At 55.2% G+C, this 23,771-nt stretch carries 23 protein-coding genes; 14 read left to right on the top strand and 9 right to left on the bottom strand.

The features are described 5' to 3' along the window. Nucleotides 1–5: 5 nt before the first annotated feature. The 3 genes from K7H21_RS26170 to K7H21_RS26160 form a co-directional block, all read right to left on the bottom strand. Nucleotides 6–326: an AzlD domain-containing protein gene (locus K7H21_RS26170; RefSeq protein WP_004097748.1), complete on the bottom strand. Its 321-nt coding sequence runs from the start codon at nt 324–326 to the stop codon at nt 6–8. After that, a complete protein-coding gene (locus K7H21_RS26165) occupies nt 319–1,056 on the bottom strand; it encodes an AzlC family ABC transporter permease (protein WP_004127776.1) in 738 nt (245 codons plus the stop codon). Before K7H21_RS26165 ends, K7H21_RS26170 begins: the two co-directional genes overlap by 8 nt. 67 nt (nt 1,057–1,123) lie before the next feature. Then, nucleotides 1,124–2,401, bottom strand: a complete 1,278-nt coding sequence (locus K7H21_RS26160; protein WP_004127779.1) for an L-cysteine desulfidase family protein — start codon at nt 2,399–2,401, stop codon at nt 1,124–1,126. 377 nt (nt 2,402–2,778) lie between these two features. Between K7H21_RS26160 and psiE the strand changes: the two genes are divergently transcribed. Next, complete coding sequence (gene psiE / locus K7H21_RS26155; RefSeq protein ID WP_004097754.1) at nt 2,779–3,189, top strand: phosphate-starvation-inducible protein PsiE; 411 nt, start codon at nt 2,779–2,781, stop codon at nt 3,187–3,189. A 191-nt stretch (nt 3,190–3,380) separates the two neighbouring features. Here the strand turns inward: psiE and malG are convergent, their stop codons facing one another. From malG to malE, 3 genes are all read right to left on the bottom strand, one after another. Further along, nucleotides 3,381–4,271, bottom strand: a complete 891-nt coding sequence (malG, locus tag K7H21_RS26150; protein WP_004097756.1) for a maltose ABC transporter permease MalG — start codon at nt 4,269–4,271, stop codon at nt 3,381–3,383. A gap of 14 nt (nt 4,272–4,285) precedes the next feature. After that, nucleotides 4,286–5,830 carry a maltose ABC transporter permease MalF gene (malF, locus tag K7H21_RS26145; protein ID WP_004109570.1) on the bottom strand — a complete coding sequence of 515 codons (1,545 nt, stop codon included), beginning with the start codon at nt 5,828–5,830 and terminating at the stop codon, nt 4,286–4,288. Between the two features lie 186 nt (nt 5,831–6,016). Beyond that, nucleotides 6,017–7,207, bottom strand: a complete 1,191-nt coding sequence (gene malE, locus K7H21_RS26140; RefSeq protein ID WP_004127785.1) for a maltose/maltodextrin ABC transporter substrate-binding protein MalE — start codon at nt 7,205–7,207, stop codon at nt 6,017–6,019. A 371-nt stretch (nt 7,208–7,578) separates the two neighbouring features. Between malE and malK the strand changes: the two genes are divergently transcribed. The 5 genes from malK (at nt 7,579) to ubiA (ending at nt 12,754) form a co-directional block, all read left to right on the top strand. Further along, a complete protein-coding gene (gene malK / locus K7H21_RS26135) occupies nt 7,579–8,688 on the top strand; it encodes a maltose/maltodextrin ABC transporter ATP-binding protein MalK (protein ID WP_004097762.1) in 1,110 nt (369 codons plus the stop codon). A 171-nt stretch (nt 8,689–8,859) separates the two neighbouring features. Beyond that, complete coding sequence (locus K7H21_RS26130; RefSeq protein WP_087829649.1) at nt 8,860–10,146, top strand: maltoporin; 1,287 nt, start codon at nt 8,860–8,862, stop codon at nt 10,144–10,146. Between the two features lie 107 nt (nt 10,147–10,253). After that, nucleotides 10,254–11,186, top strand: coding sequence for a maltose operon protein MalM (gene malM / locus K7H21_RS26125; RefSeq protein ID WP_004097766.1), 933 nt, complete (start codon nt 10,254–10,256; stop codon nt 11,184–11,186). A 188-nt stretch (nt 11,187–11,374) separates the two neighbouring features. After that, on the top strand, nt 11,375–11,872 hold the full coding sequence (ubiC, locus tag K7H21_RS26120; RefSeq protein WP_014227537.1) for a chorismate lyase: 498 nt from the start codon (nt 11,375–11,377) through the stop codon (nt 11,870–11,872). A gap of 12 nt (nt 11,873–11,884) precedes the next feature. Next, a complete protein-coding gene (gene ubiA, locus K7H21_RS26115) occupies nt 11,885–12,754 on the top strand; it encodes a 4-hydroxybenzoate octaprenyltransferase (RefSeq protein ID WP_223035467.1) in 870 nt (289 codons plus the stop codon). A gap of 91 nt (nt 12,755–12,845) precedes the next feature. Here ubiA and plsB read toward each other — a convergent pair whose 3' ends face one another. After that, on the bottom strand, nt 12,846–15,269 hold the full coding sequence (gene plsB / locus K7H21_RS26110; RefSeq protein ID WP_004127795.1) for a glycerol-3-phosphate 1-O-acyltransferase PlsB: 2,424 nt from the start codon (nt 15,267–15,269) through the stop codon (nt 12,846–12,848). Between the two features lie 129 nt (nt 15,270–15,398). Between plsB and K7H21_RS26105 the strand changes: the two genes are divergently transcribed. The 4 genes from K7H21_RS26105 (at nt 15,399) to K7H21_RS26090 (ending at nt 18,233) form a co-directional block, all read left to right on the top strand. Further along, entirely contained in the window at nt 15,399–15,767 is a 369-nt protein-coding gene (locus K7H21_RS26105; RefSeq protein ID WP_004127797.1) for a diacylglycerol kinase, read from the top strand. A gap of 122 nt (nt 15,768–15,889) precedes the next feature. Then, nucleotides 15,890–16,498, top strand: a complete 609-nt coding sequence (gene lexA, locus K7H21_RS26100) for a transcriptional repressor LexA (protein ID WP_004097774.1) — start codon at nt 15,890–15,892, stop codon at nt 16,496–16,498. A 72-nt stretch (nt 16,499–16,570) separates the two neighbouring features. Then, entirely contained in the window at nt 16,571–17,887 is a 1,317-nt protein-coding gene (gene dinF, locus K7H21_RS26095; protein ID WP_223035466.1) for an MATE family efflux transporter DinF, read from the top strand. A gap of 136 nt (nt 17,888–18,023) precedes the next feature. Beyond that, nucleotides 18,024–18,233: a CsbD family protein gene (locus K7H21_RS26090; RefSeq protein ID WP_004137568.1), complete on the top strand. Its 210-nt coding sequence runs from the start codon at nt 18,024–18,026 to the stop codon at nt 18,231–18,233. A 90-nt stretch (nt 18,234–18,323) separates the two neighbouring features. On the opposite strand, the gene zur is transcribed toward K7H21_RS26090, so the two are convergent. Beyond that, nucleotides 18,324–18,839, bottom strand: coding sequence for a zinc uptake transcriptional repressor Zur (zur, locus tag K7H21_RS26085; RefSeq protein ID WP_004127803.1), 516 nt, complete (start codon nt 18,837–18,839; stop codon nt 18,324–18,326). Nucleotides 18,840–19,031: 192 nt separating this feature from the next. Between zur and K7H21_RS26080 the strand changes: the two genes are divergently transcribed. The 3 genes from K7H21_RS26080 (at nt 19,032) to pspG (ending at nt 21,005) form a co-directional block, all read left to right on the top strand. Beyond that, complete coding sequence (locus K7H21_RS26080; protein WP_004127806.1) at nt 19,032–19,520, top strand: cupin domain-containing protein; 489 nt, start codon at nt 19,032–19,034, stop codon at nt 19,518–19,520. Between the two features lie 104 nt (nt 19,521–19,624). Then, nucleotides 19,625–20,623 (top strand): tRNA dihydrouridine(20/20a) synthase DusA, encoded by a 999-nt coding sequence (gene dusA / locus K7H21_RS26075; protein ID WP_123828569.1) that lies wholly within the window; start codon nt 19,625–19,627, stop codon nt 20,621–20,623. A 139-nt stretch (nt 20,624–20,762) separates the two neighbouring features. Next, nucleotides 20,763–21,005, top strand: coding sequence for an envelope stress response protein PspG (pspG, locus tag K7H21_RS26070; protein ID WP_004127810.1), 243 nt, complete (start codon nt 20,763–20,765; stop codon nt 21,003–21,005). A gap of 304 nt (nt 21,006–21,309) precedes the next feature. Here the strand turns inward: pspG and K7H21_RS26065 are convergent, their stop codons facing one another. Next, nucleotides 21,310–22,293 (bottom strand): quinone oxidoreductase, encoded by a 984-nt coding sequence (locus K7H21_RS26065; RefSeq protein ID WP_087829652.1) that lies wholly within the window; start codon nt 22,291–22,293, stop codon nt 21,310–21,312. A 61-nt stretch (nt 22,294–22,354) separates the two neighbouring features. Here K7H21_RS26065 and dnaB point away from each other — a divergent pair, with 61 nt between their 5' ends. Then, complete coding sequence (dnaB, locus tag K7H21_RS26060) at nt 22,355–23,770, top strand: replicative DNA helicase (protein ID WP_004097788.1); 1,416 nt, start codon at nt 22,355–22,357, stop codon at nt 23,768–23,770. Nucleotide 23,771 lies beyond the last annotated feature (1 nt).

Below are 23,771 nucleotides of genomic sequence, written 5' to 3'. Positions count from 1 at the left end.
GGTGGTTACATGAAATAGTTGAGCAAAACGAGTGAACCGACGCCGCTGACGACGACCCATACCAGGCCCAGGCGGAAGCTGGCGAGCGTGCAGATAATCGCGGCGATCACCTTCGGGTTTTTCAAATCGAACTCCATGCTGGAATTTACGCTCAGGATCTGAATCGTGATGATGGCCGGCAGCACGGTCACCGGCACAAAACGCAGCGTTTTGCTGACCCGGCTCGACATCTGAATCTTCCCGGCGAGGCCAATGAACGAGAAGCGAATAAGAAAGGTCACGGCGGCCATGCCCAGCGTCAGGGCGATAAAAAAGCTATTACTCATTTTCCAGCGCTCCTTCGAGAGAGAGTTTGTCAGCGGCCTGCGCCTGTTTACGCTCTTCGGCGAGATCGACGCTCAGGCCCGCCATTACGCCCAGTACGGACGCGACGACGATACCTAACGAGTAGGGCAGTACGACCAAAAGTACCCCGGATACGGCAGCAACAACGGCGGCGACGGTACAGGCCTGGCTTTTGATTTGCGGGACCACGATGGCGATAAATGCGGCGACCATCGCGAAGTCCAGACCATATTTTTCAATGTGCGGAAAAGACGCGCCAACCAGAGCGCCAAGGAAATCGGCCAGTACCCAGGCGAACCAAAACGTCAGCATTGCTGAAAAATAGAAAAGATATTTATCTTTTTTATTCTCCTCCATCTCTTTCACCGTCGTGGCGTACACTTCATCGGTCAGGGCATATGCCATAAAGCATTTTTTAAAGAAGGAGGCTTCGCGTACCGTACTGGAAATAGAGGCGCTATAAAGCACATGGCGAAGATTAATTATCATCGTGGTGAATATAATCACCCCAAGGCTCGCTCCGGTTTTTAGCATATTTAACGCCAGCATTTGTGCCGAACCGGCGATGACAATCGTCGACCATGCCGTACTTTGCCAGATACTCATCCCGGCGCTAACGCTTAGCGCGCCGACAATAAATGAAAACGGAAAGTCGCCGATGCACAAGGGAAGTATGGCGCTCATACCCCGTAGAATAACTTTTTTGTTCATAAGCAATACCTGTTGTGTTCAGGAGATTAATTATTTGTGTAAGGTACATTAAAACGCGAATTAATGATTACTTTGCTACCATAATGTTGATGATTTCTTTATCGGTGTAGGCCATGGGCTTAATCACCAGACGGCAGAGATTATTAATGGTCTGCTCTACATCAGCGCAAACAATGCCGTCATTAGAGCCTGCGCAGCTATTTTGCATCGCCATCAGTACGGCCTTAAAGGCGCTGGAAACCACGGACGATACTTTCATTGCGCAGCTATTAGAGGCGCCATCGCAAATCATGCCGGTAATATCGCTGATCATATTAATAATAGCGGTATTAATTGTTTGCAGGTCACGGGTAAATAACCACGCCATACCTGCCGCGGCGCCCATCGCTGCCGTGGACGCTGCGCATAGCGCGGACAGACGCGTATAGCGGGAATGGATCGATATGGCGGTCAGGTGGGAGAGCGCCAGCGCCCGCGCGAGGGTCTCTTCATCGGCGTTAAGATGCTCCGCGACCGTCACTACCGGCATGGTGGCGGCGATACCCTGGTTACCGGAACCAAAGTTTGACATCGCGACGACGGGGGCTCCGCCCATTCGCGCGTCGGATGCGGCGACGGTATTGATGATGACTTTACTCAGCAGGTCGTTGCTGAGCAGGCCATTTTTTACCGCATCAGAGAAGGTGCCGTTGATGTTCAAACCGTATTTTTTGCTTTTACCTTCCTCCGCCAGCGCCGAATTGAGCCGGGCGGCTTCGAGAATAAATGCGATGTCGGCGAATTCGACCTCGCTAATAAAATCAAAGGCCTCGGCAAGCGAAAAGGTTGCTAATGTTTCCTGCTGCGTTACCGTACTCTGTTTGTCCGCCAGCACCTGCGCTTCGCCATTAATATACAGCTCAACGATATTGGTATGCGTGCCCTTGACCACCACGCGGCAGCTCTTTTCGCCGCCCGTCAGCGTCAGATCCAGATGAATAAAATCAGGGGTGTCTTGCACGCTAATATTGACCTGACCATCGGCGATTAATTTTTGGGCTAGTTCAACATGCCGTTCGCTAATCCCCTCCAGTGTTTTTAATCCCTTATCAGCGTCGCCGCCAAATGCGCCAATTGCGGCCGCAAGCGCCACGCCACTGACGGATGTTCCGGGAATAGTTACGCCCATTGCATTCTTATACAGATTTGCGGAAATAAAACCGCTAATACTTTGACAAGCAGTATCCAAATGTTTCGCGGCGTAAGCCGCGGTAAAAGAAATAGCGACAGGCTCTGTACAGCCTAATGCCGGGGCAACTTCTTTTTTCAGCCAGTTTATAAATAGAGATGCGTGTTCAGTAGTCATATTTTATATCTATCCGCTAACGAGGGCTTATTAATCTGCGAATATGCTATGTCAATTCTTAAGAAAAAACTTACTCTAATACCCCCGTTATTTATGCCTGAAAGAGAAAAATATTCGCTTATTAAAATATTGTAAAATTGTGATCTTATTATGGTTAATTAGCTGATTTGATAGGTATTTATATTCTGTTTTTTGAACATAAAAAGGGATTTAGTTAACTGCCTCACAGCCTCGCCGAAAGTAAAAATTTCTTTTTTTACGTATTTCGTCGGATAGGCGAGAGCGCTGTAGTCACAAGAAGGGACTCATAAATGTAGATCTGGATCACATTTTTGCGTTATACAGGTCACAGGAAATCATGATGATGAGGTGTACCTATGCCGCCGGTTTATCGTCCGTTGGTGAGTTTTATTGCAACCGCCATGCAAACCGTTTTGAATCTCGGGCTATTGTGTCTGGGAGTCATACTGATCGTTTTTCTCGGGAAAGAGACGTTGCATCTGGCGCACGTCCTGTTCACCCCTGAACCTGTCAGTAAGTACAAGCTGGTGGAAGGGCTGGTGGTCTACTTCCTCTATTTCGAATTTATCGCGCTGATAGTGAAGTACTTTGAGTCGGGATTTCACTTCCCGCTGCGCTACTTTGTCTATATCGGCATTACCGCCATCGTCCGCCTGATCATTATCGATCATGAGTCGCCTATGGCGGTACTGATTTACTCCGCGGCGATCCTGATTTTGGTGATTACGCTCTGGCTGTGTAACTCCAACCGCCTGAAACGCGAATAAAAAAAAGCGGCCTCCAGGGCCGCTGACCAACAGTCACAAATTAAATTTATGTAGGGTCCAGTTGAGGATAGCAGTGGCATTTGCCTTACTTTTTCAGCTGAGGGCGGCGGCGGCAATACCCGGTTGGGGACGTGTATTGCCGCTAAACCGCCGGCCCTCATCTGAAATTTGGGGCGGGTGTTACAAAAAAATTAACCTTTCACTCCGCCAGCCGTCAGGCCGTTGACCAACCAGCGCTGGGCCAGCAGGAACACTACGGTAATCGGGATGGCGGAGAGCACCGCCGCGGCGGCAAAGTCGCCCCACAGATAGTTCTGCGGGTTGAGATACTGCTGCATTCCGACCGCCAGGGTATAGCTGTTCACATCGCGCAGCAGCAGGGAGGCCACCGGTACTTCGGTAATCGCAGCGATGAACGACAGAATAAACACCACCGCCAGAATCGGCACTGACAGCGGGAGCAGCACCAGGCGGAAAGCCTGCCATGGGGTGGCGCCGTCCAGCGCCGCCGCTTCTTCCAGCGAGCCGTCGATGGTTTCGAAGTAACCTTTAATCGTCCAGACGTGCAGCGCGATACCGCCCATATAGGCAAAGATGACGCCGCCGTGGGTATTCAGGCCGACGAACGGCACGTACTGGCCAAGACGGTCAAACAGGGCATACAGCGCGACCAGCGACAGCACTGCGGGGAACATCTGGAAAATCAGCATCCCTTTCAGCAGCGTTGCTTTACCTGGGAAGCGCATGCGGGCAAAAGCGTAAGCGCAGGTGGTAGAGAGCGCGACAATGCCAATAGCGGTAATGCCGGCCACCTTGATGGAGTTCCACAGCCACAGCAGCACCGGGAAGGGCGGCGGCGTGACGCGACCGTCAGCGTGTTCGACGCTGAAACCTAACGCCAGCCGCCAGTGCTCCCAGGAGATACTTTCAGGGATCAGGCTACCGGTGGCGAAGTTACCTTCGCGCAGAGAGATAGCGATAACCATCAGCAGCGGGAACATAATCGCCGCGATAAAAATCAGCAGCAGGAGATGCGTCGTGAACAGGCGCAGCTTCTGAGATTTGGGTTGAACCATAGCCATAATCGTTATCTCCCTTAATCAAACTTCATACGTGTGGCTTTCAGGTTAACAATCGCCAGCGCGCCTACCAGCAGGAAGATCAGCGTGGCGATAGCCGCCGCGAGGCCGAAGTCCTGACCGCCGCCGCCTTCAAAGGCGATACGGTAGGTATAGCTCACCAGCAGGTCGGTGTAGCCCGCCGGCGTGGTGGTGCCGAGCCGGTCCGGCCCGCCGTTGGTCAACAGCTGAATCAGCACGAAGTTGTTAAAGTTAAAGGCGAAGCTGGCGATCATCAGCGGCGTCAGCGGCTTGATCAGCAGCGGCAGCGTAATTTTGAAGAAGTTCTGGAACGGCGTAGCGCCATCCATTGCCGAGGCTTCATATAAATCGTCAGGAATCGCTTTCAGCAGGCCCATGCACAGGATCATCATGTACGGATAGCCCAGCCAGGTGTTGACGATGATAATCATGGTACGCGCGGTGGTTGGGTCGCTGAACCAGGCCGGCTTGATGCCGAACAGCGCGCTGAGCATCATATTGATCTCACCAAAGCTCTGGTTGAACAACCCTTTGAAAATCAGAATCGAGATAAACGACGGTACGGCGTAAGGCAGAATCAGCAGTACGCGGTAAATCGCTTTGCCCTTCAGGGCTTCCCACTGGACGAGACAGGCGAGCACCATGCCGACCGCAACGGTGAGAATCACGGTCAGAACGGAGAACACCACCGTCCAGACGAAAATCGCGAAGAACGGTTTCTGGATCCCTTCATCCTGGAACACGCGGGTGAAGTTATCCCAGCCGATGGTTACGGTGTAGCCCGGGCTGAGCTTTTCGCTGCCCCAGCTACCGTCGGCGTTGATCGCCTGATAGAAACCGACCTCGGCGTTCGGACGATATTTCACGCCGCTCTGGTTGTTGGTCAGCGTACCGTCATTGGCCAGCGCGTACAGCGGTTGAGTACCGGAGAACTGGCGCAGGGAGCTCATGATGACTTTGCTTTCATCCGGCAGCACGGCGGTCAGCTGGTTCAGGGCGGTACGGTTTTGCGTAATCACGCGCAGCGTGGCGCGCTCGCCTTCCGGCAGGGCGTCAGCCTCTTTTAAGGCCAGCTTCTGCTCGCCGCCGAATTTAAAGGCGTCGGAAAGATAGTTTTTGCCGCTTTCGCCGTCGGTCAGCGCCAGCTTCCATTCATCTCCCGCCGGATAAAGCGCGAAGTTGTAGGATTTACCCGCCTGGAAGGAGCGGTCCATCAGCACCTGTTGGGCGCGTTCGAAGGTCAACTGGTTAGTGCTGCTGTAGTTGGTAAAAGCGATTGCGATCGTGCAGATCAGCGGGAACAGGACGAACAGCCCCATCCCGGCGAGACCCGGATACACATAGCGCCAGGCGTAGGCTTTGCGATTGGAAAAAATATACAGGCCAACCGAGCTCAAAATCAGCGTCATGATGGCAAACAGGTACTCCCCCTGGGCGTACATCAAAACAACAAGGTAACCCACCAGCAGGCACAGCAAGCCGATCACAGACCATGTGAGCTGCGGGCTTTGCCACCAGTGTTTCTTTTTCACGACATCCATGGGGATCATCCTCTTTACACTTTATCCTTCGCGCTACCTCTTTGTTGGCTGCGGATGCGTACCCCAGTCACTTACTAATGTAAGCGCCTGGGGATTTGCATCCTTGCCGCCTCGATGTAGCGCGAATGATTTCGTGTAACAACGTATTCAACAAACCTTATTCCCTAAGAAATAAGGGAAACCGTATTACTTGGTGATACGAGCCTGTGCGTCTTTCAGCGCCTCTTCAACGGTCTGGCGACCGCTAGCGGCGTTGATCACTGCGGTACGAACGGCATACCAGAAGGCGGACATCTGCGGAATATTCGGCATGATTTCACCATTCTTGGCGTTAGCCATGGTGGCGGCGATACGCGGATCTTTTTCCAGTTTTTCCTGGAAGGATTTCAGCGCGACCGCGCCCAGCGGTTTGTCCTTGTTCACTTCATCCAGGCCCTGATCGGTCATCAGGTAGTTTTCGAGGAACTCTTTCGCCAGTTCTTTGTTCGGGCTGGCGGCGTTAATACCGGCGCTCAGTACGCCAACGAACGGTTTAGACGGGTTGCCTTTGAAGGTCGGCAGCAGGGTAACGCCGTAGTTAACCTTGCTCTTATCGATGTTAGACCACGCCCACGGACCGTTGATGGTCATCGCGGTTTCGCCTTTGTTGAATGCCGCTTCCGCGATGGAGTAGTCGGTGTCGGCGTTCATATGCTTGTTCTTAATAAGGTCGACCAGGAAGGTCAGGCCTGCTTTCGCGCCAGCGCTATCCACGCCTACGTCTTTCACGTCGTACTTGCCGTTTTCAAACTTGAACGCATAACCGCCGTCGGCGGCAATCAGCGGCCAGGTGAAGTACGGTTCTTGCAGGTTGAACATCAGCGCGCTCTTACCTTTCGCCTTCAGTTCTTTATCCAGCGCCGGGATCTCTTCCCAGGTTTTCGGCGGATTTGGCACCAGGTCTTTGTTATAGATCAGCGACAGCGCTTCGACGGCAACCGGGTAGGCAATCAGCTTGCCGTTATAGCGAACCGCGTCCCAGGTGAACGGATAGAGTTTGTCCTGGAAAGCTTTGTCCGGGGTGATTTCCGCCAACAGGCCGGACTGGGCGTAGCCGCCAAAACGGTCGTGGGCCCAGAAAATGATGTCAGGGCCGTCGCCGGTCGCGGCAACCTGCGGGAATTTCTCCTCCAGCTTATCCGGATGTTCTACGGATACTTTAATGCCGGTGTCTTTTTCAAACTTTTTACCCACTTCAGCGAGGCCGTTGTAGCCTTTGTCGCCGTTAATCCAGATAACCAGCTTACCTTCTTCGATTTTTGCGAGGGCAGAGGCGGAAAACATCATCGTGGTCAATGCAGACAGCGCGAGGATGCGAGCGCCAGTTTTGATTTTCATATACCCGTCCTATTTGGTGATGTGCTCGTGGATACACTTGAGTGGCTTAACGGTGATGAGTTTCCTTTTTTAACAACCTCTTTCCATCCTCCCCATGTCTACGCCCCATCCCCCGATTGTGTGATCTCCATAGCAGAAATGCCGGTTATGAGTCCTGGAGCACATAAAAAGGAGGCCAATTTTGCAGGCTGCATCACGAAATGGGTATCGGCCCGCCCCCCCCCAGCGGCGAGACGTCATCTCTCATCCTCCCGTCTCCTCCCCCATGAAAAAGCCGGGGGGTGGAGGATTTACCAGACTAATGAATGCCGCATAGTCAGCCCATCTTGAATGTGTCGTTAAGTGACAGGTTGTAACGAAGGGAGAAGGGCATGGCGAGCGTACAGCTGCGAAATGTAACGAAAGCCTGGGGTGACGTGGTGGTATCAAAAGATATCAATCTCGAGATCCAGGATGGGGAGTTCGTCGTGTTTGTTGGGCCATCAGGCTGCGGCAAATCCACCCTGCTGCGTATGATTGCCGGGCTGGAAACGGTGACCAGCGGCGATCTGCTGATTGGCGATACCCGAATGAATGATGTTCCGCCCGCCGAGCGCGGTATCGGGATGGTGTTTCAGTCTTATGCACTTTACCCCCATCTTTCCGTCGCGGAAAACATGTCTTTTGGCCTGAAGCTGGCCGGCGCCAAAAAAGAGCTGATTAACCAACGCGTGACTCAGGTGGCGGAAGTGCTGCAGCTGGCTCACCTGCTGGAGCGTAAACCGAAAGCGCTTTCCGGCGGTCAGCGCCAGCGCGTGGCGATTGGTCGTACCCTGGTGGCTGAACCGCGCGTTTTCCTGCTGGATGAACCGCTCTCTAACCTCGATGCCGCGCTGCGCGTACAGATGCGTATTGAGATTTCCCGTCTGCATAAGCGTCTTGGCCGCACAATGATTTACGTGACCCACGACCAGGTCGAAGCGATGACCCTCGCCGACAAGATTGTGGTGCTGGACGCCGGTCGCGTCGCGCAGGTCGGCAAGCCTCTCGAACTCTATCACTACCCGGCGGATCGCTTCGTCGCGGGCTTTATCGGCTCGCCGAAGATGAACTTCCTGCCGGTCAAAGTCACCGCTACCGCCATTGAGCAGGTGCAGGTGGAGCTACCGAACCGTCAGCAGGTCTGGCTGCCGGTGGACAGCGCCCGCGTTCAGGTCGGCGCCAATATGTCTTTAGGTATTCGCCCGGAACATCTGCTGCCCAGCGATATCGCCGACGTCACCCTTGAAGGTGAAGTTCAGGTGGTCGAACAGCTCGGCCACGAAACGCAAATTCATATCCAGATCCCATCCATCCGTCAAAACCTGGTTTACCGCCAGAACGACGTGGTGCTGGTAGAAGAGGGAGCCACATTCGCCATCGGTTTGCCGCCGGAGCGCTGCCATTTATTCCGTGAGGATGGCACCGCTTGTCGTCGGCTGCATAAAGAGCCGGGCGTGTAGGGCTTCTAACTAAAAAAAAACACAAAACCATTCGCGCTGCATCGAGGCGGCAAGGGAATGAATCCCTGGGAGCGTACAAAAGTACGTGACCAGGGTGAGTGAGCGCAGCCAACAAAGAGGCAGCCCGAAGGGTGAAGTGTTCAAAGAAAAGCAATGATCTCAGGAGATAGAATGATGATTACTCTGCGCAAACTTCCACTGGCGGTCGCCGTTGCGGCAGGCGTTATGTCTGCTCAGGCGCTGGCCGTTGATTTCCACGGTTATGCCCGTTCTGGTATCGGCTGGACCGGCAGCGGCGGTGAGCAACAGTGCTTCCAGGCAACCGGCGCTCAAAGTAAATACCGTCTGGGTAACGAATGTGAAACCTATGCGGAACTGAAGCTGGGCCAGGAAGTATGGAAAGAAGGTGATAAGAGCTTCTACTTCGATACCAACGTCGCCTACTCTGTGTCACAGCAGAACGACTGGGAATCCACCAGTCCGGCATTCCGTGAAGCTAACGTGCAGGGTAAAAACCTGATCGAATGGTTGCCAGGTTCCACCATCTGGGCCGGTAAGCGCTTCTACCAGCGTCATGACGTTCATATGATCGACTTCTACTACTGGGATATTTCTGGTCCTGGTGCGGGTATTGAAAACATCGATCTGGGCTTCGGTAAACTCTCTCTGGCAGCAACGCGTTCTTCTGAATCCGGCGGCTCTGGCACCTTCGCCGATCGCGACAAGTTCGGTAATCGCGTCTATGACAATATCGTGCCGAACGATGTATTCGACGTGCGTTTAGCCGGTCTGGAAACTAACCCGGGCGGCACGCTGGAACTGGGCGTTGACTACGGCCACACTAACATCCCTGATGATTACTCACTGCAGCCGGGCGCTTCCAAAGACGGGTGGATGCTCACCGCTGAGCATACTCAGAGCATGCTGAAAGGCTTTAACAAATTTGTTCTGCAGTATGCAACTGACTCTATGACCTCCAGCGGTAAAGGCGTTCCGCAGGGTGGCAGCATTAATAACGATGGATCTATGTGGCGCGTGTTGGACCACGGTGCGATCTCTCTGGGCGATAGCTGGGATCTGATGTACGTCGGTATGTACCAGGATATCGACCGCGACAACAACAATGGTACCCAGTGGTGGACCGTCGGCGTTCGTCCAATGTACAAGTGGACGCCTATCATGAGCACCCTGATGGAAATCGGCTACGACAACGTCAAATCTCAACGCACCAGCGATCGTAACAGCCAGTATAAAGTGACTCTGGCACAGCAGTGGCAGGCTGGTGACAGCATCTGGTCCCGTCCGGCAATCCGCGTATTCGCAACGTACGCTAAATGGGATGAGAAATGGGGCTATAACGATAGCGGCGTAGCGTACAACGACACCAGCGCTAAAACCTTTAGCCGTGGCGATAGCGACGAGTGGACCTTCGGTGCCCAGATGGAAATCTGGTGGTAATCGAGCCTGACCGTTCGTAACTAAAAGAGGGGCGCAAGCCCCTCTATCTTAGGCCCAGCGCGCTATTGCCTGGCTACCGCTCGGCCATCGGAATTGAGGTGATAACAATGAAAATGAAGAAAAGTCTCGTTGCCCTCTGCCTGTCCGTCGGCCTGATGGCCTGCGTACCCGCAGTCAGTTTTGCTGATGTTAATTTCGTGCCGCAGAACACCTCTGCCGCGCCGTCGATTCCGGCCTCCGCGTTGCAGCAGTTGACCTGGACTCCGGTCGATCAATCCAAAACGCAGACGACAAAGCTCGCCGTGGCCGGACAGACGCTCAGTGTCCCCGGTATCAGCGGCCCGGTCGCCGCATACAGCGTTCCGGCGAATATTGGCGAGCTCAATATTACGTTAACCAGCGAAGTGGAAAAACAAACTGCGGTATATGCGCCGAACGTGCTGATTCTTGACCAAAATATGACGCCATCCGCGTTTTTCCCCAGCAGCTACTTCACTTATCTTGAACCGGGAGTGATGAGTTCAGATCGTCTGGAAGGCGTAATGCGCCTGACTCCGGCGCTGGGACAGCAGAAAATTTATGTGCTGGTTTTTACCACGCCGCAGGATTTGCAGCAGACCACTAAATTAATCGATCCGGCGAAGGCTTACGCCAAAGGTACCGGCAATGCGGTGCCGGATATTCCGGATCCCATCGCGAAACACGTTACAGACGGCACCATTAGCCTGAAGGTGAAAACCTCTACCGGCTCCAGCGTGCTGGTTGGCCCGTTGTTTGGTTCGTCAGGTCCGGGGCCCGTTACCGTCGGTAATACCGCTGCTCCTGCCTATAGCGCGCCGGTTGTCGCGCCGGCCCCGGCTCCGGCGGCGAAAAGCGAACCGATGCTTGATGACACCGAAACCTATTTCAACAACGGCATTAAGCAGGCGGTTGCGAAAGGCGATATCGATAAAGCCCTGAAATTGATGAACGAAGCTGAACGTCTTGGCTCGAAATCTGCTCGTTCCACCTTTATCAGCAGTGTAAAAGGCAAGGGGTGACCGTCTCCCCGCAATGCTGATGTTTAGGCACAGCCTTTAGGTGCGTCCGTCAGGGCGCACTTTTTTTTAGCGCGCCGCAGCCTCTGTTGCACGGCTGTTGCGCGGATGATCGTATATTGACGTTTGCCCGCCCCCGATGCCCCATTCTGCGATACAATACCTTCACGTTATGTACCGGAGATTCAGGCATGCCACATCCTGCGCTTACGCAACTGCGTGCGCTGCATTATTTTGCCGCTATGCCCCCGCTGGATGCGCATCTGCGCGACTGGTTATTGCTGGAAGACTCAATGACCAAACGCTTTGAGCAGCAGGGGAAGAAAGTCAGCGTCATCATGGTTAACGAAGGTTTTGTTGGACGCGACGCGCTGGCCGGTGAGGCGCCCCTGTTACCGAGCGAACCCCGCTACTGGCTGCGGGAAATCATTCTTTGCGCCAACGGTGAACCCTGGCTGGCCGGGCGCACGATAGTGCCCGAATCAACGCTGAGCGGCCCCGAACTGGCGCTGCAACAGCTGGGGCAAACGCCGTTGGGCCGCTATCTCTTCACGTCATCGACGCTAACCCGCGATTTTATTGAAATTGGTCGTCATGCAGAGCTGTGGGGACGTCGTTCCCGTCTCCGGTTGAGCGGCAAACCGCTGCTGCTGACGGAACTGTTTTTGCCTGCATCGCCGTTGTATTAAGAGGAAAATGAAATGGAGTGGAGTCTGACGCAGAACAAGCTGCTGGCGTTTCACCGCCTGATGCGTACTGACAAACCGATTGGCGCGCTGCTGCTGCTGTGGCCGACGCTGTGGGCGCTGTGGGTGGCGACGCCGGGGATACCGCCGCTATGGATCCTCGCCGTTTTCGTCGCCGGCGTCTGGCTGATGCGCGCCGCAGGCTGCGTGGTCAACGATTATGCCGATCGCAAGTTTGACGGCCACGTCAAACGGACGGCCCACCGCCCGTTGCCGAGCGGCGACGTGAGCGAAAAGGAGGCGCGGACGCTGTTTGTCGTGCTGGTGCTGCTTTCGTTCCTGCTGGTGTTGACCCTGAACACCATGACCATTTTGCTGTCGGTAGCGGCGCTGGCGCTGGCATGGGTATATCCGTTTATGAAGCGCTATACCCACCTGCCTCAGGTAGTACTGGGTGCGGCGTTCGGCTGGTCGATCCCGATGGCCTTTTCGGCGGTCAGCGAATCGCTGCCGCTGAGCTGCTGGCTGATGTTCCTCGCCAATATCCTGTGGGCGGTGGCCTACGATACCCAGTATGCGATGGTCGATCGTGATGATGACGTCAAAATCGGTATTAAATCGACGGCGATTCTCTTTGGCGACAACGATCGCTTAATCATCGGCATTTTACAGGTGGCGGTGCTGGCCCTGATGGCGGCGGTAGGCTGGCTGAGCGGGCTGGGCTGGGAGTATTACTGGTCGTTGTTTATCGCCGCGGCGATGTTCGCCTGGCAGCAGAAGCTAATATTTAAACGCGAACGCGATGCCTGCTTTAAGGCGTTTATGAACAATAACTACGTTGGGCTGGTGCTGTTTCTTGGTCTGGCGATGGGATATATGCAGTAGTTCTTCCCGGCTTGCGGCATAAACGCCTTAGCCGGGCTACAAAACCGCATGGGCCGGTAGCCCGGCGCAAGCCGGGACATCTCTTTAAACGTTACGCTTCATCCTGGGTAACGCTTTCAATCGTTAACCGCACATCCGAAGTAATCAGATCCGCCAGCATGCGGTAGATCTTCAACGTCTCTTCCGGCTCGGCGTCCCCGGTATCGCTGATATAGCCTTCGTCACGCAGGGTCAGCACCAGCGTGCTGAACACCGCCTTATCGAAGAACTCCGGCGCGTTGATGCCGTGCAGAACGGACAGGCGCTGCGCCACGGTGCGGCTCTCTTTCTCCAGCGAACTGCGGTTGATTGACGGGTTAGCGCTCAGCAGCCAGAAGGTAATGGCGTAGCGCTGCAGCGTTTCGCGCGCGCCTGCGGCCAGCAGCTGCAGAGAACGGGCGTGAGACGGATTAACGCTCACCTCATCGTTGTTCAGGGCGATCAGACCCTGACGCTGCATCTCGGCGATCAGCGCATCGACGACGCCCGCCAGCTCCGCTTTTTCCCAACGCAGGAATAGCTCGGCCTTCAGGAACGGATAGAACATCTCAACGTGACGCAGAATTTCGGCGCGGGTAATGCGACGATGCTGAGTGACGATGGCGGCTAACAGCGACGGCATCACCAGCATATGGGCGATGTTGTTGCGGTAGTAGGTCATCAGAACGGCCTGCTCGCGCGGCAGAATGATGATATCGCCAATGGTGTCTTTCTCGACTTCGAACTTGTTCATCTGCAGCGCGTGGTCAATCAGCTCGCTGGCTGAGGCCGCAGGCGTGGTCGCATCCGCTGAATATGGCACGTTGCGCAGCAGGGCGAGATAGCACTCCAGCTGCTCGGTGAGCTGCTCGCGGGTCAGTGAGCGTTGACGCGATGCCAGCAGCGCGGTACAGCACAGGTTCATGGCGTTAGCCGCGCCGGCATTGTTGATGCGTACCATCAGATCCGAGGCGATGTTATTCACCGTCGGCGTCAGCCAGGAAGGACGGACCGCTTCGATAGGGTCGATAGACTCGCGCCAGTCCGGCACATGCTGGTTCAGATAGGTCATCAGCGGCAGCGGTTCGCCGAAGTTAACGTAGCCTTGGCCGAGATTGCGCAGCTTGCTCAAGCCGCGCAGCATCTGCGGCAGACTCTCTTTCTCTTTTGTCGCGCCGCGCAGCTCTTTGGCGTAGGTGCCGACCTCCATCACGTGCTCGTAGCCGATGTAAATCGGCACCAGGGTGATAGGGCGATTACCGCCGCGCAGCATTGCCTGGATGGTCATCGACAGAGTGCCGGTTTTCGGATCCAGCAGACGACCAGTACGTGAACGCCCGCCCTCCACGAAGTACTCCACCGAATAGCCGCGGCTGAACAGCTCGCCAAGATATTCGCGAAATACGGTTGAGTAGAGCTTATTGCCCTTGAACGTGCGACGAATAAAGAACGCGCCGCCGCGACGGAAGATCGGCCCGGCGGGCCAGAAGTTCAGGTTGATGCCGGCAGCGATATGCGGCGGCACCAGGCCCTGATGATAAATGACGTAAGAGAGCAGCAGATAGTCCATATGGCTGCGGTGGCATGGGACGTAGACTATCTCGTGGCCTTCGTGCGCCAGCTGACGGACACGCTCGGCGTTATGGACGTTGATGCCCTGATACAACCGGTTCCAGGTAAAGCCCAGCACGCGGTCTGTCAGGCGAATCATCTCGTAGGAGAAGTTTGCCGCGATCTCTTCCATCAGAGCGATAGCGTTTTGCTGCGCCTTTTCATGAGAAATCTTCTTGCTGCGCGCTTCGTCTTCTACCGCACGGGCAATGGCTTTCGACGCCAGCAGTTTATTAAACAGATCCTGGCGCGCGGGGAGGCGCGGGCCGACCGCCGCCAGACGCTGACGGGCGAAGTGCATGCGCGCCACGCGGGCCAGCTTCTGGGCGATGGTTTTATCGGTACCGTGTTCGTCCGCCATCTTACGCAGCGAGACCGAAGGCGAGAAACGGACGAAGCTATCGCGGCCCAGCCACAGAACGGCGAAGAATTTTTGAATGCCGTTGAGCATACGCAGCGGCGGGTTAACCTCGCCTTTTTCACGCCCCGGCGCGCGACCGAACATCACCGAAACCGGCACCATCTGCACGTCAAGATCGGGATGATTGCGGTGCAAATCCAGATAGTCGTGAAAGAGCTTGATAGACTCTTCTTTCGGCGTGTAATAGGTGAACACGCGCGGCCCGCCGTGGATAAATACGTAGCGCGGAAGCAGGGCGCCGTCGATCTCGAGCGGCTCCAGCGGGTCCGGTAACTCATGTTCCAGACATTGCGCGCGCAGCGTCAGCAGGTCCGCCTTCGAATTGTAGGGCAGGACGTACATAATAGGACGCGAGGTATCCAGGCCTAATTCCTGCGCAGGTTGCGCCGGAATCGACTTGCTTTTTACCAGCGCCCTTAATGGTAAATTCAGTAATTTATAGTAAATTCGTTGCCAGCCAGACATAGACGATGTGAAGCCTCTGGTTAATCATGCAAATGCGCCGCAAGAATAACAGAAAGTGCGCAAAATTTCCGTTGTAACGCGGCAAACGCGTACACTCATTGACGTCATTTACATAAAAAGGTTTGTTTGATGGCCAATAATACCACTGGGTTAACCCGAATTATTAAAGCTGCCGGGTATTCCTGGAAAGGATTCCGTGCGGCGTGGGTCAATGAGGCCGCATTTCGTCAGGAAGGCATCGCGGCCGTCATTGCCGTGGCGATCGCCTGCTGGTTGGACGTCGATGCTATCACGCGGGTGCTGCTCATTAGCTCGGTCCTGCTAGTGATGATAGTTGAAATTATCAATAGCGCGATTGAGGCGGTGGTTGACCGTATCGGTCCCGAACATCATGAGCTTTCGGGGCGAGCGAAAGATATGGGATCGGCGGCAGTTCTGCTGGCGATTATCATCGCGCTGATCGCATGGGGAACGCTGCTGTGGGCGAACTACCGCTAAGTCTTGTCGTAGCTGCTCGCAAAACGGAAAGAAACTCCTGATTTTTGTGTGAAATGTGGTTCCAAAATCACCGTTAGCTGTATATACTCACAGCATAACTGTATATACACCCAGGGGGCGGAATGAAAGCGTTAACGACCAGGCAGCAAGAGGTGTTTGATCTCATTCGGGATCATATCAGCCAGACGGGCATGCCGCCGACGCGTGCGGAGATTGCTCAGCGCTTGGGGTTTCGCTCCCCAAACGCGGCGGAAGAGCACCTGAAAGCGCTGGCGCGTAAAGGCGCAATCGAGATCGTTTCCGGCGCCTCCCGCGGAATTCGTCTGCTGACGGAAGAAGAAACCGGTCTGCCGCTTATTGGCCGCGTCGCGGCAGGTGAGCCGCTACTGGCGCAGCAGCATATCGAAGGTCACTATCAGGTCGATCCGGCTATGTTTAAGCCGAATGCTGATTTTCTGCTGCGCGTTAGCGGTATGTCGATGAAAGACATCGGTATTCTTGATGGCGACCTGCTGGCCGTCCATAAAACGCAGGATGTGCGCAATGGCCAGGTGGTTGTGGCGCGCATCGACGAAGAAGTGACCGTGAAGCGTCTGAAAAAACAGGGTAACGTCGTGGAACTGCTGCCGGAAAACAGCGAATTCTCGCCGATTGTGGTCGACCTTCGCGAACAAAGTTTTACTATTGAAGGCCTGGCCGTCGGCGTTATCCGCAACGGCAACTGGCAATAATCTCTTCATCTCGCGGCATCATCATCTGAAGCATGATGCTGCGTCGTTTTTCCTCATTTAGGCGCTTTCTCCATGCTTTTTAACGCCGCCGACAAAGCCCTGTGGCGCTTAGCGCTGCCCATGATCTTCTCCAATATCACCGTTCCGCTGCTCGGGCTGGTGGATACCGCCGTTATTGGCCATCTCGACAGCCCGGTTTATCTGGGCGGCGTGGCGGTTGGCGCAACGGCGACCAGCTTCCTCTTTATGCTGCTCCTTTTCCTGCGCATGAGTACCACCGGGCTAACGGCACAGGCGTTTGGTGCCAGGGATCCGCAGCGGCTGGCGCGCGCGCTGGTGCAGCCGCTGGGCCTGGCGCTGGCCGCCGGGCTGGCGATTGTGCTTTTCAGGATCCCGTTGATAAACCTGGCGCTGCACATTGTGGGCGGCAGCGAAGCCGTGCTTGAACAGGCCAGGCGTTTCCTTGAGATCCGCTGGCTAAGCGCGCCGGCCTCGCTGGCGAACCTGGTCCTGCTGGGCTGGCTGCTGGGCGTGCAGTACGCCAGAGCGCCGGTGATCCTGCTGGTGGTCGGCAACGTCCTCAACATTGTGCTCGATTTATGGCTGGTGATGGGCCTGCATATGAACGTGCAGGGGGCTGCACTGGCGACGGTCACCGCAGAATACGTCACTTTCTTTATTGGTCTGCTGATGGCGAGACGCGTGCTGGCGCTGCGCGGCGTTTCCCTGTCGATGCTGAAAAATGCCTGGCGCGGCGATATACGCCGCCTGCTGGCGCTGAATCGCGACATCATGCTGCGCTCGCTGCTGCTACAGCTCTGCTTCGGGGCGGTGACGGTATTTGGCGCCCGCCTCGGCGCCGATGTCGTCGCGGTCAATGCGGTCCTCATGACGATGCTGACCTTTACCGCCTATGCGCTGGACGGTTTTGCCTATGCCGTTGAGGCGCACTCCGGGCAGGCCTACGGCGCGCGCGACGACAGCCAGCTGCTTGCGGTCTGGCATGCGGCCTGCCGCCAGTCGGGGATGGTGGCGCTGGGGTTTGCGCTGATTTACGGCCTTGCCGGTGAACAGATTATCGCGTTGCTGACCTCGCTGCCTTCGCTGCAGCAGTTGGCCGACCGCTATCTGGTCTGGCAGATGATCCTGCCGGTCATCGGCGTCTGGTGTTACCTGCTGGACGGCATGTTTATCGGCGCGACGCGCGGCGCGGAGATGCGCAACAGCATGGCGGTCGCAGCAGCAGGGTTTGCCCTGACGCTGTTTACCGTACCGGCGCTCGGTAACCACGGGCTGTGGCTGGCGCTGACGATATTTCTCGCCCTGCGCGGCGCTTCCCTGGCGGTTATCTGGCGGCGCCACTGGCTGCGCGGAACCTGGTTTTCGTAATGCATTTGGTTCATCTGATGGTTAAAGATTCCGAATAATAAATCTTACTCAGAATACTCATCTATAGTTAAGTCATGTCCGGCACACAGCGGGCTGTTCATTCACCGAACGATCACCGAACGATGAGGAATGCATGATGAATAAAGACGAAATCGGCGGTAACTGGAAACAGTTCAAAGGTAAAGCGAAAGAAAAATGGGGCAAGCTGACCGACGATGACATGACCGTCATTGAAGGCAAACGCGACCAGCTGGTGGGCAGAATTCAGGAACGTTACGGTTACGCCAAAGACCAGGCAGAGAAAGAAGTGACCGACTGGGAAACTAAAAACGACTATCGCTGGTAGCGAAAACGCCGTGTTTTAACCCACTGTTATTGCCTGCACGAACGGTACATGGAGGTGCCGCTACCCTTGATTCCCGCTGCGGCTACCGCCTCAGCGGGCTTTCTTTTTGATCTGAATGGTATGGTCGTGGTGGCAATGGCCCGGCGTACTGCAGGACTCAACCTCGACGCAGGCGGCGCACAGGCCGTGAGCCTCAATGACGTTGTGGCGCAGGGCGAATCCCATTCTTGCCGCCAGCGTATGCATAATATCTTCGACGCCTTCCGCACACTCTTCTTTGACGCCACCGCAGCGGTCGCAGATAAACATCGCCGAGCTGTGGGTAGGCTGATCGAAAAGGTGACACAGTACGTAGCTATTGGTGGATTCCACCTTATGTACGAACCCTTGCTCCAGTAAAAACTCCAGCGCCCGGTATACCGTTGGCGGTTTCGCCTGAGGTTCTTTATCACGAAGGAGATCGAGCAGATCGTAGGCGCTGATTGCCCCTTGCTGTAGGCTCATCAAACGCAATACTTCGAGGCGCTGCGGGGTCAGGCGCACGCCACGCTGCGCGCACAGCTTTTCAGCATGCGCTAACATTTGTTGCGAAGTGGTCTTATCCATGAGCGTCCTCTGGTTGCGTGAATCTGAAACTGTTACTTTATCACGATACCGGTAAAACGCCGAGACCCGGCGGGATATAGCCGTCACACTTCATGTGACATGTGCGTTGGTCGCCCCGGTCATGCGCTCTCGGGGCGCGCTATCTTGCCGCCTTATGCTATACCTGAAGCATCTCATTTTCGGGAGAAAACGATGAAACGACCTGATTGCATACGACACTGGCGTGAACTGGAAGGTGCGGATGATTCCACCTATCCCGACAGTACTGAGCTTTTCTCCATCGGCGCGCCGCTGGCGCGCGGCCTGCGACTGAATCGTCTGGGGATCCACCATGAACGTCTGCCGCCCGGGCGTCGTACCTCCTACCCGCATGCGGAAAGCGATGAAGAAGAGTTCATCTACGTGCTGGACGGCTATCCTGAGGTGTGGATTAACGGCTACCTCTGGAAGTTGGAGCCGGGGGATAGCGTCGGTTTTCCTGCTGGAACCGGCATTTGCCATACCTTCCTCAATAACACCGAGCAGGAGGTGCGGCTGTTAGTCGTTGGCGAGGCAAACAAGAAATTCAATCGCATCTACTACCCGCTGAACCCAGGCTATGCCGCCACGCGTCAGGATCGCTGGGTTGACCATCCGCCGCAGTTTTTTGGCCCTCACGACGGGAAGCCGCGGAAAATATAGCGTTTATTGCGGGATAAAAAAGGTGAGCGCTGACGCTATGCGTCAGTGGTTTATCTTTATGCTATAGTAGCGCCCCTTTTTACCCGGATGCTTATTTATTCGCCATGATGTCAGAATCAACGCCTACTGCTTTCGCCGCTCACCGTTTTTCCATCGCGCCGATGCTCGACTGGACCGATAGACACTGCCGTTATTTTCTGCGTCAGCTGTCGCGCCATACGCTGCTGTATACCGAAATGGTGACCACCGGTGCGATTATTCACGGCAAGGGCGATTATCTGGCCTACAGCGAAGAAGAACATCCGGTCGCCCTGCAGCTCGGCGGCAGCGATCCGGCTGCGCTGGCGCACTGCGCGAAGCTGGCGCAGGCGCGCGGCTACGATGAAATTAACCTCAACGTCGGCTGCCCGTCAGATCGCGTGCAGAACGGTATGTTTGGCGCTTGCCTGATGGGGAACGCGCAGCTGGTTGCCGACTGCATTAAAGCGATGCGCGACGTCGTGTCGATCCCGGTCACGGTAAAAACCCGTATCGGCATTGATGACCAGGACAGCTACGCGTTTCTGTGTGATTTTATCGAAACGGTATCCGGGAAAGGCGAATGCGAGATGTTTATCATCCACGCGCGCAAAGCCTGGCTTTCAGGTCTGAGTCCAAAGGAAAACCGCGAGATCCCGCCGCTGGATTATCCGCGCGTCTACCAGCTTAAACGTGATTTCCCGCATCTGACCATGGCGATTAACGGCGGCATTAAGTCGCTGGAAGAGGCAAAGCTGCATCTTGCGCATATGGACGGCGTGATGGTCGGCCGCGAAGCTTATCAGAATCCGGGTATTCTGGCCTCGGTGGATCGGGAGATTTTCGGCGTGGAAGGCGTCGATGCCGATCCGGTCTCCGTGGTCCGGGCGATGTATCCCTACATCGAGCGCGAGCTTAGCAACGGGACTTATCTCGGACATGTGACGCGTCATATGCTGGGGCTGTTTCAGGGGATACCTGGCGCGCGCCAGTGGCGTCGCTATCTGAGCGAAAATGCGCATAAAGCCGGGGCGGATATCAACGTGTTGGAACAGGCGCTGAAGCTGGTTGCCGATAAGCGTTAGTTTTTCGCTAAAACCTGGTCAAATTCACCACGCCCTGCACGTCTCGTGTTGGGCGTTTTTGTTTTTATTCAATAACTTATATTTGGCACGATTTTTGTAATATCCGGCAAGGTAGATAAATTTCTTTAGGGGAAAGACGATGCTGGAACTCTTATTTGTTATTGGCTTTTTTGTCATGCTGTTGGTCACCGGCGTGTCGCTGCTGGGCATAATTGCCGCGATTGTGGTCGCGACCGCGCTGATGTTTGTCGGCGGTCTGTTTGCATTAATGATTAAACTGCTGCCGTGGCTGCTGCTGGCCGTTATCGTGGTTTGGCTGATTCGGGCGATAAAATCGCCAGCCGCGAACCGCTATCGCGGTAATAACCGCTGGCGTTACTAAGGTATTGAGCGGTATGTCACAACCTGAAGATTTTTGCATAAAACAGCGTAGGCTTTGCTTATTAAATCTGTCACTATTAGCGGGTTAACGAATTCATCGCGCTGTACCCTACATACAGCCGAACAAAAAAAAGTAAGGGCTTCCCATGTGGAAGCCCTAAACTTTTCTTCTTTTCCCGTCATACTTCAGGCTACAGGGGCGTTGGTTGCTTGCATTCACCCCAATCACTTACTGTTGTAAGCTCCTGGGGATTCATTCACTTACCATCTTCCTGTAGCCCGAATTATTTAGGGAAAAGCCATAACTATGGCAAGAGCAAACTTGAACCCTGCGTCGCCCGGCTTTCCAGCACCTCATGCGCGCGCATGGCGTCGGTTAACGCATATTTTTGACTCTCCGCGACATCCACTTTTATCACGCCGCTGGCGATCAGCGAGAACAGCTCGTTGCTGGCTTCCGTCAGCTCGTCACGCGTGGTGATATAGCCCTGCAGAGAAGGGCGGGTGACGTACAGCGAACCCTTTTGATTGAGGATCCCGAGGTTGACGCCGGTCACCGGGCCGGAAGAATTGCCAAAGCTCACCATCAGCCCCCGACGCTGCAGGCAGTCAAGTGAGGCTTCCCAGGTATCTTTACCGACTGAATCATACACCACGTGGACTTTCTTACCGTCGGTGATCTCTTTCAGGCGCTCGACGATATTCTCTTCGCGATAGTTAATGATCTGCCAGGCGCCGGCCTGTTTAGCGCGTTCAGCTTTTTGCGCGCTGCCGACGGTACCGATTAGCTTCGCGCCCAGCGCTTTGGCCCACTGGCAGGCGATGAGCCCGACGCCGCCGGCCGCTGCATGAAACAGGAACGGCTCGCCCGCTTTGATCTCGTAGGTTTTCCGCAGCAGGTAATAGACCGTGAGCCCTTTCAGGAATGAGGCCGCCGCCTGCTCGAAAGAGATCGCGTCCGGCAAAATAGCGGCCTTATCGGCGGGGACATTGTGGACAGTGCTATAGGCTCCCAGCGCCGATTGTGCGTAGACCACCCGATCGCCGGCTTTAATATGTTTCACGCCGCTGCCAACTTTGCTCACCACGCCAGCGGCTTCGGTGCCCAGACCGCTCGGCAATGATGGTGGTGGGTAGAGGCCGCTGCGGATATAGGTATCAATGTAGTTGATGCCGATGGCCTTATTCTCTACCTGAATTTCGTGCTCTGCGGGATCTTTCGGCATGAACTCTACCGCTTGCAGAACTTCAGGCCCTCCGTGCTGGTGAAATTCAATTCGTGTTGCCATGCTTCCTCCAGAAATGTGGTAATCTTTCGACCCATTCACTATCTCGGTAACTCCATTCACTATGGCAGGAAATAAACCCTTCAACAAACCACAGACTGAACCCCGCGAGCGTGATTATCAGCTTGATGGGTTGAAGGTCCCGCCGCACTCGATTGAAGCGGAACAGTCGGTGTTGGGCGGTTTAATGCTGGATAACGAACGTTGGGACGATGTTGCCGAGCGCGTTGTTTCGGAAGATTTTTATACCCGTCCGCATCGCCATATTTTCACCGAAATGGCGCGTCTGCAGGAGTCGGGAAGCCCGATTGACCTGATTACGCTCGCGGAATCGCTGGAGCGTCAGGGTCAGTTGGACAGCGTCGGCGGCTTCGCCTATCTGGCCGAATTATCGAAAAATACGCCAAGCGCGGCGAATATTAGCGCCTATGCCGATATCGTTCGCGAACGCGCGGTCGTACGCGAAATGATCTCTGTGGCGAATGAAATCGCCGAAGCCGGCTTTGACCCCCAGGGCCGCACCAGCGAAGATCTGCTCGACCTCGCCGAATCCCGAGTCTTTAAAATCGCCGAAAGCCGCGCGAATAAAGACGAAGGGCCGAAGAATATCGCCGACGTGCTCGACGCCACCGTGGCGCGTATTGAGCAGCTGTTCCAGCAGCCGCATGACGGCGTCACTGGGGTAAATACCGGCTATGACGATCTCAACAAAAAGACCGCCGGTCTTCAGCCGTCGGACCTGATTATCGTTGCTGCGCGTCCGTCTATGGGTAAAACGACCTTTGCGATGAACCTCGTGGAAAACGCGGCGATGCTGCAGGATAAACCGGTACTCATCTTCAGTCTCGAGATGCCCTCGGAGCAGATTATGATGCGTTCTCTGGCCTCACTGTCGCGCGTTGACCAGACCCGCATTCGAACCGGCCAACTGGATGACGAAGACTGGGCGCGCATTTCCGGCACCATGGGGATCCTGCTGGAAAAGCGCAATATTTATATTGATGACTCCTCCGGCCTGACGCCGACGGAAGTGCGCTCCCGCGCGCGGCGTATTGCCCGCGAGCACGGGGGGATCGGACTTATCATGATCGACTACCTGCAGCTGATGCGCGTGCCGTCGCTCTCCGATAACCGTACGCTGGAAATCGCCGAAATTTCGCGCTCGCTCAAGGCGCTGGCGAAGGAGCTACAGGTGCCGGTGGTGGCGCTGTCGCAGCTTAACCGCTCGCTGGAACAGCGTGCGGACAAGCGCCCGGTGAACTCCGACCTGCGTGAATCCGGATCCATTGAGCAGGACGCCGACTTAATCATGTTTATCTACCGTGACGAGGTTTATCACGAGAACAGTGATTTAAAAGGCATCGCCGAAATTATTATTGGTAAACAGCGTAACGGCCCTATCGGGACGGTGCGCCTGACGTTTAACGGCCAGTGGTCGCGTTTTGATAATTATGCTGGGCCACAATACGACGACGAATAAA

The organism is Klebsiella sp. CTHL.F3a (genome assembly GCF_019890895.1).
Classification (GTDB): Bacteria; Pseudomonadota; Gammaproteobacteria; order Enterobacterales; family Enterobacteriaceae; genus Klebsiella; species Klebsiella grimontii.
Note: the sequence above shows the minus strand (reverse complement) of the source record. Positions and strands in the feature narration are given on the sequence as shown.